This is a genomic window from Weissella coleopterorum, from assembly GCF_011304355.1.
Taxonomy (GTDB): Bacteria; Bacillota; Bacilli; order Lactobacillales; family Lactobacillaceae; genus Weissella; species Weissella coleopterorum.
In genome coordinates this window covers 647,628-662,591 of sequence record NZ_CP049888.1, presented here as the reverse complement: position 1 = coordinate 662,591, position 14,964 = coordinate 647,628, and the positions used below count along the sequence as shown (strand labels likewise).

General features: G+C 34.0%; 11 protein-coding genes and 2 pseudogenes. 1 reads left to right on the top strand and 12 read right to left on the bottom strand.

Features of this window, described 5'->3' with window-relative positions:
- Positions 1-235: 235 nt before the first annotated feature.
- The 11 genes and pseudogenes from G7084_RS08125 to G7084_RS03360 form a co-directional block, all read right to left on the bottom strand.
- Positions 236-403 carry a hypothetical protein gene (locus tag G7084_RS08125; RefSeq protein ID WP_206212050.1) on the bottom strand — a complete coding sequence of 56 codons (168 nt, stop codon included), beginning with the start codon at positions 401-403 and terminating at the stop codon, positions 236-238.
- Between the two features lie 817 nt (positions 404-1,220).
- Positions 1,221-1,319, bottom strand: a pseudogene (locus G7084_RS08435) (KxYKxGKxW signal peptide domain-containing protein); the annotation flags it as partial.
- The gene (gene asp3 / locus G7084_RS03400; RefSeq protein WP_166010070.1) at positions 1,312-1,776 is read right to left on the bottom strand and encodes an accessory Sec system protein Asp3; all 465 of its coding nucleotides are present in this window, start codon (positions 1,774-1,776) and stop codon (positions 1,312-1,314) included. The gene asp3 and the pseudogene G7084_RS08435, both read right to left, overlap by 8 nt.
- Positions 1,777-1,780: 4 nt before the next feature.
- Positions 1,781-3,325 carry an accessory Sec system protein Asp2 gene (gene asp2, locus G7084_RS03395; protein ID WP_166010068.1) on the bottom strand — a complete coding sequence of 515 codons (1,545 nt, stop codon included), beginning with the start codon at positions 3,323-3,325 and terminating at the stop codon, positions 1,781-1,783.
- On the bottom strand, positions 3,318-4,895 hold the full coding sequence (gene asp1, locus G7084_RS03390) for an accessory Sec system protein Asp1 (RefSeq protein ID WP_166010066.1): 1,578 nt from the start codon (positions 4,893-4,895) through the stop codon (positions 3,318-3,320). The genes asp2 and asp1 overlap by 8 nt, the downstream gene beginning before the upstream one ends.
- 138 nt (positions 4,896-5,033) lie before the next feature.
- Positions 5,034-6,182 (bottom strand): accessory Sec system protein translocase subunit SecY2, encoded by a 1,149-nt coding sequence (secY2, locus tag G7084_RS03385; protein ID WP_246163861.1) that lies wholly within the window; start codon positions 6,180-6,182, stop codon positions 5,034-5,036.
- A gap of 32 nt (positions 6,183-6,214) precedes the next feature.
- Positions 6,215-6,394: a hypothetical protein gene (locus G7084_RS03380; protein ID WP_166010064.1), complete on the bottom strand. Its 180-nt coding sequence runs from the start codon at positions 6,392-6,394 to the stop codon at positions 6,215-6,217.
- Complete coding sequence (gene gtfB, locus G7084_RS03375; protein ID WP_166010062.1) at positions 6,391-7,737, bottom strand: accessory Sec system glycosylation chaperone GtfB; 1,347 nt, start codon at positions 7,735-7,737, stop codon at positions 6,391-6,393. Before gtfB ends, G7084_RS03380 begins: the two co-directional genes overlap by 4 nt.
- Positions 7,730-9,241: an accessory Sec system glycosyltransferase GtfA gene (gtfA, locus tag G7084_RS03370; protein WP_166010059.1), complete on the bottom strand. Its 1,512-nt coding sequence runs from the start codon at positions 9,239-9,241 to the stop codon at positions 7,730-7,732. The genes gtfB and gtfA overlap by 8 nt, the downstream gene beginning before the upstream one ends.
- 9 nt (positions 9,242-9,250) lie before the next feature.
- Complete coding sequence (locus G7084_RS03365; protein WP_166010057.1) at positions 9,251-10,264, bottom strand: sugar transferase; 1,014 nt, start codon at positions 10,262-10,264, stop codon at positions 9,251-9,253.
- 21 nt (positions 10,265-10,285) lie between these two features.
- Positions 10,286-12,637, bottom strand: a complete 2,352-nt coding sequence (locus G7084_RS03360; RefSeq protein WP_166010055.1) for a preprotein translocase subunit SecA — start codon at positions 12,635-12,637, stop codon at positions 10,286-10,288.
- A gap of 507 nt (positions 12,638-13,144) precedes the next feature.
- On the opposite strand from G7084_RS03360, the pseudogene G7084_RS08200 reads away from it, so the two are divergent.
- Positions 13,145-14,043, top strand: a pseudogene (locus tag G7084_RS08200) (IS30 family transposase).
- A gap of 29 nt (positions 14,044-14,072) precedes the next feature.
- Here the strand turns inward: G7084_RS08200 and G7084_RS03350 are convergent.
- The gene (locus tag G7084_RS03350) at positions 14,073-14,963 is read right to left on the bottom strand and encodes a DUF4097 family beta strand repeat-containing protein (protein ID WP_166010051.1); all 891 of its coding nucleotides are present in this window, start codon (positions 14,961-14,963) and stop codon (positions 14,073-14,075) included.
- Position 14,964: the final 1 nt, after the last annotated feature.

Here is a 14,964-nt window from a genome sequence, read left to right as displayed (position 1 = left end):
TCACTTATTGATACTGATTCACTCGCCGAATCGCTCGCTGATTCGCGACCTGAATTCGAGAGTGATGTTGAATCTGAATCTGACACAGAGACAAAGTCCGATAGACTCGCTGAATCACTAATCGAATCTGAACTTGAAAGTGAATGCGATAATGAATCACTACTTGAATCTACTAATGACTGTGAATCTGACACACTATCTGACAATGAATCCGATGCAGATTTTGAATCTGAAACTACATCTGATAGTGATTCAGATGAACTCGTTGATAATGACTTTGACCCACTATCTGACGTTGAATCAACTGTCGAATCAGACTTTGAAACAGATGTGGATGCGGATTTTGAATCCGATAATGACGTTGATGTACTTCGTGATTCTGATGTGGTATCTGGACGATCATGTTCTGATTGAGATTCAGATTCAGATACATGAACCGATTCAGAGTCTGAAGTAGATTCAGAATACCAATTACCAGTTCCTACTTCTACACTATTACCACTTTTTGTATCTTCAAGTCCCCATAACCATATTGGATCATCAGAATTCCATTCATCGGGATTTAATTCAAATGAGGTAGATCCTCCATTATTTTTTAAAGTTACTGTCTTTACTATCTGACCATTAATTTTAATATTAATTTTACGAGAACCTGTAGAAATAATACTATCTTTATCTGAATCATTTACTACATACACGGTTACTTTTCCGGTCTTGGCATTATATGAAAAAGTAACTTCAATCTGTATCTCTCCTCTATTAATACCTACCTTTTCAGTCTTATTCTCTAATTTATATCCTTCAAAAACACTACTGGGAATTTCCCGTTCGCTTGTATCCATAGTGTCTTTTGAGTTGTTGTTTTCATCTAAAGACTCAGACTTTTGGGCCTGCTTCTCGCTCGTTGATGTTGTTGTAGAGTCCGCTTCACTCCCCTGCAGCTTGATCCCTACACTATCCTTTTGTACTAAAGCGTCTGTCGTGACTTTCTTTTCCGTCGCCGCATTCTTCGCTCCACCTACTTCTTCCGCCGACGCATGCCCTTGTTGGCTGATCCCAAATCCTAACCCTGCAGCCACTCCTGCTAATAACTTTAACTTCTGTTGTACGTCTTTGGGGACATCATCTGCCGTCTCATACAACTGTTGATAGCTATTTGTCTGGATTTCTCCGTTTACTCGACTACTCGCCGCATCTTTTTTTGATAAATTTAACCAACTAAAATTGGTCATTCCACTGACTAGCCACATCTTACCGGATTTATATAACTTAAACCGGGTTATCTGTTTGACTAGCCCTTTCTTTTTCTTCTTATCCATGGATTTCCTCCGTTGTGTTGTCTTCCTTCTTTTCTTCTTTGGTTCTAATCGTTATTTTTTCAAACCTTATCTCCTGTGCCCCCTTATTAATTACTCTGATTTCATAGGTATATGCTTTTTCTGGATAAGTAATATCACCCCCTTTAAGGTCCAAAATCTTAGACCCAATTCGATGTCCATACCGATCAAAATATACAATCATTACCAATGCACTCATGGCCGGAATGCTTTCTAAGCCTACTTCCAGTTCATATTCCATCTTTCTCTTTAATAATGGCAACTGCAGTAAGGTCCTGGCCCCTTGATAAAATGGATTCGATTGCCATTTGACAATCTCTGTCCCCGCTGGCATCAACGGATTGATAAAAAGCACATCTCCTTGAGCGTCAAAGGCTATTTTTGAGCCATATTTATAAAAATCCATTAATTCTGGAACCCACTTGATTTCAAACTCCATTTTATTAATCTTCCCTATTATATTTTTCACTCAAGATTCTTTTATACTGGTTGATAAACCATTGATTAATCGCTTGCGAATTATCATTATGTCGTCCGGGTATTCCCTTGCCTATCAAAGTTCCTTTTTTCTCTGACATTATCTGCGCTATCTTAGGATAGGCATTCACGTCATAATCATCATTTTTCATATACGAAATAATAAATTCAGTCTTCGTGTAATCTCCGGCTTCAAAAGTCTGCCAAAATCGTTTATTTAATTGTTCCGCACTCTTTTGTGATAAATCACCCATCAAGGAATTTAAAATATCAAACGATGTCGGAAATCCACCTGGTCGAATTAACGTTTCATTTGTCGCAATCGTTCCTACACTCGCTAACGGTTTTCCAATAATCACATAACTTGGCCTAAGCCGATTCGCATAATACAAAGATCCATACGTCCCCATTGATAACCCAGATAAAATCAGTTCATCTTTTTGGAACTGTAATTCATCTAAAGTTTTTTCAACGACCTTCACTAGTTTGTCCTCTAATTCTTGACTCCCCATGTAAAAGGATCCACCTTCAAGTCTTGGATCCGTTATTAATAGAAACGGACTCCCTAGGCTTTTCATCATAAAGAAGCCTTCAAAACCCTCAGCTGATCGATATCCAGAAAAATATACGGTTAGTGGTGGCTTTAAATCGCCCGGATTAAAGTAATAAAATAGCTCTTGGTTATTCACATCACTTATCTTTTTACCACCTAAGATGAACTCGCCGTATTCATGCCTCGTATCTCTAAAATGCAAAGGACCAATCTTTAAATTTCCCTGTCCCTTTGCTCGAATTGAAATCGTAATGTAACCTATTTTTCCATCGTAATCGATGTCAAATCCTTCACTAAATTCACTTTCTGTCATCGTCAGAATTTCACTGATTTGATCGGTTCCTTCAATAATCTTTGCGACATCCATTTCAATCGTCACATCATCAGAATGACTAAACTCTAACCACATATTTTTTGAACGTTGATACATACCTACGTTATATTGCCAAGTTAACAATTGCTGGTCTAATAGTTCTGAAAAATCGCCTTCAAGTTCTAAGTAAGCTTCACCTTCTAATTGACTTGCTCCCGTAAATTCGGGATTTACGATCATCGCCGTTGTATGTAACTTGGACCCCATTTGACCTGAAAAAAAATCTTCTCGTATCGTTCTAACAACCTCTTCTGGCTGAATGAAATCCATATAAAATGGTTTTTTGAGTTCATCAATCTGACTTGCTAATATCTCATCCTGTTGTAATTTCTTATCAATTATCAAACTATAAGCTTCAACGGCTTTTTCAAGTTTTTGGAATAGCTCTTGCTTAACTATCCCGGAAAAGACCACCACACTAAACGTCCGCTTTTTAACTTTAGATAACACTTGTTTTAGTTCTGATTCACTAATTCCTTCATTATCTAAATAATTCCAGCTCAATTCCTCACTACTATTAATCAGGTCAACTGTATTCGCCCAATTCTCGGGCCCAACCTGCAACACTTTTATTTTCTTAACCATTATCTTGACCTGCTACTATCTGTAATAGTTGTTTTTTTAATTCATTTCCTGAATATTTTTTGATCTGTTTTGCCGCATATACTTGTGCTTCCTGCCAATGTTTCAGTTCATTTAAATAGTACGAAAGACCATTCTTCAATTCTGTTATCGATGGTAAAATCAAACCATTCTTCTGATCCAATACATACTCGTTATCAACACTATTAATTTGTGGAATTCCCGCACTAATGGCGGCAATTTGTGTGAATAGGTCTGGATCATCTGACATATCGATAATCAATCGCGCACCTTCTAAAATTTTAAAAAGTTCGTCATCTGAATTTAGCGTGAAAAACTCAATCTGATTCATTGTCTGCATAATTACTTGAACTTTTTCATCTAAAGCCTCAACAACTGTCTCATCCAACGTGTTTTCACCTGCTTTGGGTGATAATTGACTGATCAACTCATACTCATCTGGATACATTTCATTAAAAATGCCTCCAACAATGCCTTTTAACTTGATCTCACTCCCATTCAAATGCCGAATGATAATTTTGAATTCTCGTTTCGAATTATCTATACCCTTTTCTTTAATGATAAATTCAATCATTTCTTGCATGGCCGTCTTGAATGTCAGTTCGGTAATGTTTGCACTATCAAAATAGATAATTTCTTCTTTTAACTCATTACTAATCCCTAACTTAAAGCGTGTGTCATACGGACTAATTTGATATATATTATCTTGATGCCCTAATACCTCAACCACATCATCAAACGTTTTTCGTCTATCAACAATAACGTTATGCGCATTCTTCACCAGATCAGAAACTCTTTTGCTATCTTTTTGCGCCAAACTTAGCCTGTCTCTAAAAATCGACAATGTCATTTGCTTAATAAACGCTGTTTTTCTTAAAAAATTAACGTTTTGATCAGTTACCGAAATAATGATTTGATCATCGCTCGATAATTTCTGCAATCTAGCTTCTATTAATTCCTGTCTTAACTTTCCTAATGTTTCATATCGCTTTAAAGATAATCCATGCGGATGCACTACATTAACCTGAATTTCTCCATCTTTTGCACGCTCCTGGAATATCCAAATACCATTCTTATCTAGATATTTCGTTACATGTAGCTGACCATTAGTAAATTCTTTTTGACTTGAAAGAATCCCCCGATCATCGTAGACGTCCACTAACTTTAAAACTTCATTTTGGTAATGAAAGACTTCAGCCACTTGTCCTGCATCGCCTACTCTAATCGCAACTATCTTTTTACCATTTCTGTATCCTAAGATATTGAATGGCGTGTAGAAGTAACTTAAATTTTTGTCTAATCTTAAATCACTAATTTCAATTTTTCGCTGTGACACCTCACTAAAACCTTGCAACTCATCAAAAAGATTCCAATAATTACTTTCTAACAATCCATACTTGTGTAAAAAATATCTTAAGTTAGGCATATAGTTACTAACTAAAATCTGATATTCTGTATCACTAAACATAAATGCCTTAATTTGACCAATTAAATCATCCGATGAAACATTATTAGTCGTTTCACCTCGCCATGCCGGAATAAAAGTTATCATCATATTCTCCAATCCCTAAAATTGTTGCTCACATTATTTATTGGCCTCAACTTTATGGCTATATAAATTCCTGATAATTATCGCGCGCATATAATGTGGTAATTTGTTTCAATATTTCTTGCATCAAAATAAGTAGTATCAGCCACGTTGGTACAAAATATGCCCAGATATTAACCCCGGGTTATAAATACCAATAAACATCGGTACTCCAATAACCAAGGCATTAAAGCATGCTCCAATCGTTGCCATCACAAAAATCTTATCGGACAAAAATTTCTCTGTATTTTTACCGGGGTAAACATTCAAAAAATAATCGCCACTCTTCTTTAAGTTTTTTGCGATTTCTTGATAGTCAATATTTACATACGCGAATCCATAACTAAGTAAAATAATCGTTACAATTAACAATCCAACACCTAGTGGGTGGTCTAACTGAACATCTCTGTAAAGTTCCATAATTAAATCGTTATTTTTAAACATCATTTTCAAAATGAATAGTAGATACTGTGGTAGTAACATGATGCTGAAACTATACATAAATGGCATTCCACCAGCTGGATTCGTCGGAATTGGCAAATATGATTGTGCTGCATATTTGTTGTTCAACATAATGTGCATTAGTGGTAATCTGATTTGACCATTAAAAAAGTAAATGATTATAAAAGAAAAAATATATATTAAGATCAAAAATACAATAATCTGTAACATTAGTTGCCAATCCAAATGTTGAACGGATAAATAATCACTGATCTTTTTGGGCCAACTTCGAATCATACTAATTAAAATGATGATCGTCGCTCCCCCAACACCATACTGCATGTTAAGATTTCCTAACCAAATTAATATCGACAAACCAGCCAACAAGATTAATATTAACCAAAACTTATTCGCCATTATGGATCCTGGTTTTAGACTTATTTGATCAATAATGCTAATACTTTGAATAGTCCCGATTATTAAACTAAATCCAAATTTCAACCGATAGCTTTGTCGATTCGTAAGATTATCAATATTGAAAATTTTAGTTACGGTAAACACACGCCATAAAATCAAAGCCGACATCCAAGGTCCCAGTCCGATTGATAAAAGAGAAAAGCGATCTAATGATAATCCTGTCATGCTAAGTGAGAATGCTAAGTTTGGTGTTTGGTTTATCATTTGTATTAATGCTTGGGCGTCTATCCCTGGCAATACTAAGTTACTTCCCAACAAATAAATTAAAATAACCATCATTGAAAACATTACTTTTTTTACAGCAATTCTTTTATACGTGTTTTTTAATATCATAAATTCGTTCAACTACTTTCGTATCAACATCATTAATGCACGACATTTAACAAAATTCGTACAATACTAATTACAATTCCTGATAGCAATACCAATGAAGTTCCAATCGCTAAAGCATTTCTTTTTTTATGCTTTCTTTTTAACTTGGCTTCTTTATTAATATCGTTTTTTTGTTGTGTTATGTGTTTTTCTATCGGATTTTCATCAATCATTTCAAGCTGTCCTTATATTCTTTAACAGTGGCATTACCTGCAGAATTTTTTTGTTCTTCTACTGCTTGTTGGTAGTAATTTTTTGCTCCAGAATAATTTTTTAGTAATTGCAGCATCTTCGGATATTCTTCACTGACAACTATATTTCCTTCGTTCATGAACGCCCTATTGTGCGTTGTATTATGGAATGATAGTACTAACTTGTTATGGTTAAATTCATTTCTAATAATGTTTTCAACCTCGGTTCCTTGATTAATATCTAGATAAAATGCATTTTCTTTTACTAATTGATCAATATCTTCTTCAGTTGCTAGTGGATATAATGAAATATTTTGATGTTTTTCAAAATTCATTAATCTTGTGGACATAGTAGTTCGGGCTGCGATATTGATCTTCCACTCTGGTAATCCTTCAGCAATTTCTTTCAAATGCAAAATACTATCCGAATTGGTTAAAATAAATATATTTTTCGTTAACTTTGGTTGTTGCTCAAAGTCATAAATAAATCCAAGATAACTTAATTTATCCTGTTGTTTTGCTTCTACCTGTTGTTTCAAACGTTGATACTCATTTCGATCCTGTATGATTACCTTCTTCGTCATCGACTTCTCATTGCTTAAAATTGATAGCATATTCCCAGGGATTTCTGTGGACTCTTCTTGCCAAAATAATATATGACCTACAGAACTCTTACCTTGCTGTTTTTCCAGCTTAGATACCACAAAAAATGGTGCTGCTAATGAGTTATAAAAAATACGATCAGTTGTTAACTTAGATGTCTTTAGATAGAAAATGACGAAATCGACAAATGAACTAAATACATATTGTTTTTGATTAAAATAAACTTGTACCGTATTAGTTATATGATTAACTAACACCTTTTCATGCATAGATTGATCAAAATACGTAGTTAAAGATAGAATTCCATCACTAAACGTTTTCTTTCCAAATAATTTTCCGAATTTATTATAAAGATCAACTTGACGGATCTTTCCAGCATCATTAAACCATTCAACGGATTTGACGGCTCTATAATCGTTCACTCGAGTACTATAATTAATATGTCCTCGTTTCATATAACCCTCATAAATATCGGCTTTTTGTCCATCACCCTTGATTTCCCAATAATTTGGGATTGCAACCTCATTAAAGAACTTTGTAGATTGCACTTTCCCCGTAATGTTTTCATACATCTTCGTAAAAAAAGCAATTGGTGAAGTTACATGTTCTGGTAAAAATCCATCTTCATTTAAAATAACCGTCTGATTTTCATAACCTGCTTTGATTAAAGACTTTTCCAAGTCAACAGCTTTAGTACTATAATCTTCAAATAAATTAAGCATCTGTAACCTCCTTTTCCAGTTCAATCCATTGTTCTTGAATATGTTTTGTTAGGAACGGCTCTGCAATTTCATACGAACGTTGGCTAGCCTCAATTAATTTCTTATCTGACTCCATCAGTTTATTAATCGCTAAGCTAATATTTTCAATATCTTTCACCTTGTCATGGTTATGATATTCAATTAAATATCCATTCTGATCATTTTCAATAAAGGTTTGATTTCCATAACGTACGTTGAAACCAATCATAGGTAGTCCAGATCCAACTGCCTCCAATAACGTAAGTCCAAATCCTTCACTCGTTGATGTGGAAATATATGCACTATAATTTTTATAAATTTTAGTAAGATCATGATGACCTTTTAGTTGAATGTAATCCTCGGCACCTAACTCTGAAATTAGACTTCTCAACATTCCTTCTTCACCACCCTGCCCATAAATATCAAGACTTAAGTCATTAATACTTGCATGCGCTTTAGCAACCGCATAAACCATCCAATCTAAATGCTTTTCACTAGCTAATCGAGAAGCAGTTACTAAGGAATGTGGCTTTCTCTTTTTCTTTGTCTGTAAACGATCTATACTCCCAACTGGAATTGCATAGACATTAATAGAACCCTTACCGTATTTCGCAAACTGTTCTTCCAAAATTTCTTTTTGAATTTTAGTGGCTGTCACAAAAAAATCAATGCTATCCGCATTTTCAAATTGATAATCATAGTAGTTGTTCCATAAGATATGTTCTTCATTAGTCATTGGTTCATTAAAGTGCTCTGCATGTACTACTACCCCAACTTTAGCTTCACCCTTCGCTTGAATGACCTGCGGTCCCATTCCAGTAGAACGATCAATCAAAATGATGTCGTTTTTAGTTAGTCCTAGTGATTCAAAAAATAATACTATTAATTTTTCTTTGGAATAGATCGTCTTATTCTCAAAAACATATAAACTTTCTTCACCATTTAAAAGTTCATCATATGCAATGGATCCATCTGCATTAAAGAATCGGCGTTGATATAGATTAGCACTTCCATTTACCGGTTTAAAATACTCTGAAAAAGTTTTGACATAGCTATAGTAATCTCGTTGTAATAAATTACCGTCTACAATCAATTCGGTTTTATAGACCACATCTTCTTTATGATTTGCATGTTGATCCAAAAATGCAGTTAGACGTACCCCTGTATTTTTAAATGCATACGTGATCAAATTTTCATTTTTATCCTTATTAAATTCACTTTCCGCAAATGAATTCTCTAATTCTGTGACTGAAAATCGTGTCGGACTAACTTTTACATCTGTAAAATATTGATATAACCAGATGATTTCATCATCTTTAAAACCTAAATTTTTCGTCATAGGTTCTAAGTTTTCCCGAAAAATATCTGTAAAAATAAATTTAGCTTCTTGCTTGTTTTTCTGGAAAATGTGTCCCCGATAAGCTTGCGCATACTCAACCCCGCTACTTGCCCATCCAATTCCCATATTAAGGTTATAAATTGTCATAATTTGCTCCTAAACATTCATAAATAAAAATTCTTCAATCTCTATTAACAATTTTTTAGTAAAAAAACCATCTTGTATTAACGTAGAAATACCTGCTACATTTTGTAATAGTCTTTGATACTCATCTGCGTTAATATTTGAGACATATTCATTAACTTCCTCTAACGAATCGGCCACTAATCCAATACCTTGAGACTCCACAAATGACTGCTTCGCTAATCCTCGATTCACTATAAGGGGAATCCCTGCCGCTAAATAAGAACTGAATTTAAACGATACGTTCATCTCTGAATATTCTCGTTCGGATTGATTTTCAATATTTTCACTCCACACTAAACCAAATCCACCCTGATTAAGTTCACGTAATAATTGATCATCATGCTTCCAACCTTTTATATGTAGAGTCTCCGACTCTGCAAAATTATCAAATCGATTACTGTATACTAATAAATCATTCTGGTAATTCCATTCTTTAATGAATGGAAATCTCCCCATATTTCCTGCAAACTGGATTTCTCGTTTGAATTCAGGTTTTGATAATCCCTCTACACAGGTTAAATGGTCCCAAATAGTCTGTACTTTATATGGCACATTTAGTCCATGTTCAACTAACATAGCTCCCATCTTCTCCGATGGTACAATCACTAAATCGGCTAGATTATAGGCATCAAGGTATCGCTCAAATAAATAGCTATTATTATCAAACATCAATGGCACAAAATCATGAATAAAAACCACTAATTTTTGGGTACGGCTCCTAATCTTTCTTAAAAACACCTCATCAAACGCTATTCCGTTCCACGAAGGTAATTGTGCTAATACTAAATCTTTTGATGTTACCGCCGGTAACATTCCATCAATTCGCTTCAATAATTCACTTTCGGAATCTGACGTTACCGGAAATGCAGGAACTGAAATTTCTGAATATCCCTCGTTCTTAGCTATCTGGGCCACCATATGTTGCGCCAGCATTGCCGTACTTTGTTCGCTTTGCCCATATAAGTTAGTAATAAACTTTTTCATATAACTTTTTGTAATAGTGAACTACGGAAAAGTCACTATTAACTCCCCCTTCTTGATTTCTAGTAGGCTTAATCCCACATTTTTTAACATCATTTTTACAGATTCGTCATGATAATATTGATAAGTTTTCTTAGCTTCTTGTTCATATTCTAAAGTTGGATTTTTTTGTGCCGATGATCTTGCACTCACCACAAACCTCAATTGATTTAAAGCATCAACTTGTTCACTCCAACTAACGTCAATCGCCTTAAGTATTGACACTTTCAAAAATTGTCTAAAAGCTGCTTCATCATTCAACATTTTCTGTTTTTGTTGCAGATTCGTTTTTAAGATATCTAAAATGAAATTTCTCTTTTTATCATTTGTTATCGGATTTCTAGAGGTAGCCCATCTAGCCTTAAATGAATCCTCTTTAAAGTTGTAATCAATATTGTCCAAAATAAATCTTTGTAGATTATCTAAAGAAGTGTCTATTTCTTGAGATAAATAATTATCAACTACACGACTAGCATTCTCGAAGACAAACTTCAGCAATAAATCTGTATCCTCTAACCCTATAATTAAATTTCGGCTAGCATCTACGGCTTCTTTTTGTAGACGTAAGACTTCGTCATACTGCAGGCTATTAATTCGTTCACTGTAGCCCTTATCTTCCGATTTCTTTTGTGCACGTGTAAATGTTCTTTTTATGTTAGATCGTTTAATTTCAGCCTTTTTATCAAGATGCCGTTCATAGTAGTTCTGGATACTTTCTTGGATATTTAGCTTTATAACGTCATCTTCTAACGACTCAAATGTATATGTATCCCCCGGGTTACCTTGGCGTCCCGTCCTACCTTTGGCTTGCAACTCAATTCTTTTATTCGGCATGAGTTCCGTTAAGATGACTGCTAAGCCGCCTTTTTCAAGTGACTCATCATCAACTTGAATATCAGTTCCCCGTCCAGCCATCGACGTAGCAACTGTTACAGATCCTTGTCGCCCAGCTTCTTTAATGATCATGGCTTCTTTGGCATTGTTTTTAGCATTCAAAACACTATGTGGAATCCCAATATTTAAAAGATAATTAGAATATAATTCTGATATATCCACTGATCCTGTAATAATCAAAATCGGCCGACCTACCTCATATAATTCTTTGATTTTTTTAATTGATGCATCAAATTTACTTTCAAATGAAACATATTGTTGTTTACGATGATCAATTCTTTGATTTTTTTTATGTGTTTTGATTACTTTAACGGCCATGTTATAAGTTTCAATGAACTCGTTTTCGTCAGTTTTAGCTGTACCCGTCATTCCTGATAAGGTTTTAAATTTTCTGAATAAATTTTGATATGTGATCGATGAAATAACTTGAGACTCTAGTGTCAGTTCGACACCTTCCTTAGCCTCTATCGCTTGATGTAACCCACTCTGTAAGTTAGATCCTTCCATAATTCGACCGTTTTTATAATCCAACAGCTTAACTTCATCATCTATCACCAGATAATCTTTACCTTTTTTTAAAATAAGCTGCGCTCTCAAGGCCAAAACTAAATGTTGATATAAGCTAAAATATTTTTCGCTCAATAAGTCTGGAATTGAAAAATAATCCTTCGCATTTTCCAACCCCTGCTCAGTAAACCAAACATTTTCGCCTTCCTCGTCTAACTTATAATCCACGTCATTAACTAACGTTAATATGAAGTCATTTGAAAATTGAAAATAATTAGACTGTACTTTAGGTGCACCTGAGATCAATAATGGCATTTGTGCACTATCCAATAAAATTGCATCAACTTCATCTAAAATGGCAAAATTAAGAGGCGTCATAAATTTATCATCATGACTTTCAGCTAATGCATCGATTAGGTAGTCAAACCCCAGCACACTATTAGATGTATATATAATGTCTGCCGAATAAATTTCTTTTTTTAAATCGACATCAAATTCTTCATCATCTGAACCTTGGGTACCATCAGATACCGTCAATCCTAAAAACTCAAATACCTTTGCATTTTTTTCAAAATCACGGTGGGCCAGATATTCATTGGTCGTGACCAAAAATACCCCTTTATTTTCTAAGGCTTTCAGATATAACGGTAAAGTAGCAACCAACGTTTTACCTTCACCCGTCTTCATTTCCGCAATATTTCCGTAGTACAAATTAATCGCACCTAAAACTTGTTCATCATTTGGATATAACCCCAGAATTCTTAAATCCACTTCCCGCATTAGCGCAAACGCTCGAATTACTAAACACTCCGTGTTAATTCCATTCTTAATATCTTTTAAGATATTATCTGAATAGATTTGTAGCCCCAAATCATCCATATCAGTCATTTCACTAGAAAGTTGGTTAATTTGTTTTAGGATTTTCTTTTCATGCATAATTCACTTACCTCATTGTCGTGCGTAACAAACCATTTAAAGTTCGTACGAAACTAGAGATAACCATATTTATACAAAACAAAAAACACAGAAATTACCACTAAATAAATTAGTAGTAATTTCTGTGTTTTCGGCCTAATTAAAGAAGCATCAACTATCTGTGCTGTGCTGTGCTGTGCTGTGCTGTGCTGTGCTGTGCTGTGCTGTGCTGTGCTGTGCTGTGCTGTGCTGTGCTGTGCTGTGCTGTGCTCGGTCATTATGATGGGCCTTTCTGGTCTTTGTCAACCTTTTTTTTCATAAATTAAAATTCACTTCATTTTATAAATATACGACTTAAAGTATAACATAAATTTATTAAAACAATCTACTCTAACTAAGCTATATTATCCCTAATTTCTAAAAATATAAGGAGGATTGTATAATTAATCCGAACACCTAGATAAAAAAATACCCATAGTAAATGTAGAATGGTTGTAACGACACAAACCATGAAAGGAAACATTTACTATGAGTACATCTACTTTATCACAATTTGAACGTGGAGCCATCTATCAATTGTTAAAAGATAGTTATTCTCAAAATTCAATTGCTAAGAAACTTAATCGTTCTAAATCTACAATTAGTTATGAATTGCACCGGATGAATAAATATGATCCTATTTTGGCTCAAAGTGATGCTAATTATAAACGCACTATGTGCGAACGAAAAACAACACTCACCCCCAAATACGCCATAATTATTAGTAATCATCTTCGATTGACTTGGTCTTCTGAACAGATCGCTCTACATTTCAAGCTATGTACTAAATCAATTTATAATTGGATTGATCGTGAAATTATTGATTTTAGTTCATAATTATTACCTGATAAGACTCGACGACGTAAGCATGAAAAACGTGAAATCTTTAAGATTGAGGCTACAATTGATCAAAGACCAGATAACGTTAATAAGAGAAATGGATTTGAGCGTTGGGAGGTAGATACTGTTCTGTGGTCTCCTAGTCAATCAAAACAATGTTTGTCTACCTTTGTGGAATGACTTAGTAGATTTATCTGGGCAATTAAAATTTAAGATCGTACCCAGAAGTCTATGAATCAATGTAGTTCAAGTATTAAATACATTTGGGTTAATCATAGGAAAGAATTTTCAGGCTATCAATAGTTGAATAAAAACTACAATTCACCTATATATTTTTGTCATCGTTATTCGCCATAGGAACGTAATTAAGATGAATATTTTAATATAAAATTACGCTGTTTTTCCCAAAGAAAACTAATTTTGATTCCGTATCTGAAGATTAAATATTTGAAGCACTTGAATTAATTAATAATAAGTCATTAAAAATATTGAGCGTAAACACTGCCATATCTACATTCAAGAAATATTTTGATAGGTATTCTAATTAAAGTTGCAATCCGCCTTACATTAAAAACGATTAATAATTATTATAATATTCGCGTACTTCATCCTTGGAAAATCTAATTGAGCCATCAATATTATGAACCGTTAGTTTATTATGCCCATCATTACCTACAGTGCTTTTTTCAATCTCATCCTCTCCCTGGTTTTCTTTTTGAGTCACCACATCAGGATAGTCAATTGTCAGGTCGCCATTTTCTGTTTCTAATTGTGTCTGCAAATCATCATTTAATTTTGATAAAATTGTGGATGCATTTCGAACCCAAATTTTATTTTCGCCAGTAAATTTAGTTCCAACGGTGCGTAATGCGCCGTCATCATTACGTAAATCAGCTTGATGAAGTTCACCACCTACTAGACGAATTCCACCATCAGAATTGATAATACTACTTTGATTAAAATTAACGTCATTTAGGATAATTCCAGCGTCCGCGTTTTGAATTTGAACTTTATCATCCACCTTTAAATGATTAACATCAAGTGTTCCATCACTCATCATTATTGTTAACTCACTTAATGAATAATTTTTTGGAATCGTTAAAGTAATTTGTGAAATTTCTTGATTCAAACCGATACCAACTGAATTATACCGACTAGAACTAATAGAAAGAGTTTTATCTTTCTGATCAACTGTAAATTTTTGCTGACTTGGTAAATTAGTTTCTAATTTAAAGGAAGCCCCACGTTTTATTTGAATATCGGAATTATTAACCTTTAATTTCAATTTTTTAAAATCATTAATTAGATAATCATCACGCTTTTGGTACTCAACAATTCTAAACCCATGATTATAATTCACATCTTCTAATTTCTGATCATTTCCAAACCAGCCGATCAATCCAACGATAATTCCAATCGTAGTTGCAATCAAACCAATGATAACAGTTGTTCTTAATTTCTTATGCATC

Coding starts and splice junctions, on each gene's coding strand:
- gtfB (WP_166010062.1), bottom strand. CDS start 7,737: ATGCTTAATTTATTTGAAGATTATAGTACTAAAGCTGTTGACTTGGAA.
- asp3 (WP_166010070.1), bottom strand. CDS start 1,776: ATGGAGTTTGAAATCAAGTGGGTTCCAGAATTAATGGATTTTTATAAA.
- asp2 (WP_166010068.1), bottom strand. CDS start 3,325: ATGGTTAAGAAAATAAAAGTGTTGCAGGTTGGGCCCGAGAATTGGGCG.
- gtfA (WP_166010059.1), bottom strand. CDS start 9,241: ATGACAATTTATAACCTTAATATGGGAATTGGATGGGCAAGTAGCGGG.
- G7084_RS03380 (WP_166010064.1), bottom strand. CDS start 6,394: ATGATTGATGAAAATCCGATAGAAAAACACATAACACAACAAAAAAAC.
- G7084_RS03365 (WP_166010057.1), bottom strand. CDS start 10,264: ATGAAAAAGTTTATTACTAACTTATATGGGCAAAGCGAACAAAGTACG.
- G7084_RS03360 (WP_166010055.1), bottom strand. CDS start 12,637: ATGCATGAAAAGAAAATCCTAAAACAAATTAACCAACTTTCTAGTGAA.
- secY2 (WP_246163861.1), bottom strand. CDS start 6,182: ATGATATTAAAAAACACGTATAAAAGAATTGCTGTAAAAAAAGTAATG.
- G7084_RS08125 (WP_206212050.1), bottom strand. CDS start 403: ATGATCGTCCAGATACCACATCAGAATCACGAAGTACATCAACGTCAT.
- asp1 (WP_166010066.1), bottom strand. CDS start 4,895: ATGATAACTTTTATTCCGGCATGGCGAGGTGAAACGACTAATAATGTT.
- G7084_RS03350 (WP_166010051.1), bottom strand. CDS start 14,963: ATGCATAAGAAATTAAGAACAACTGTTATCATTGGTTTGATTGCAACT.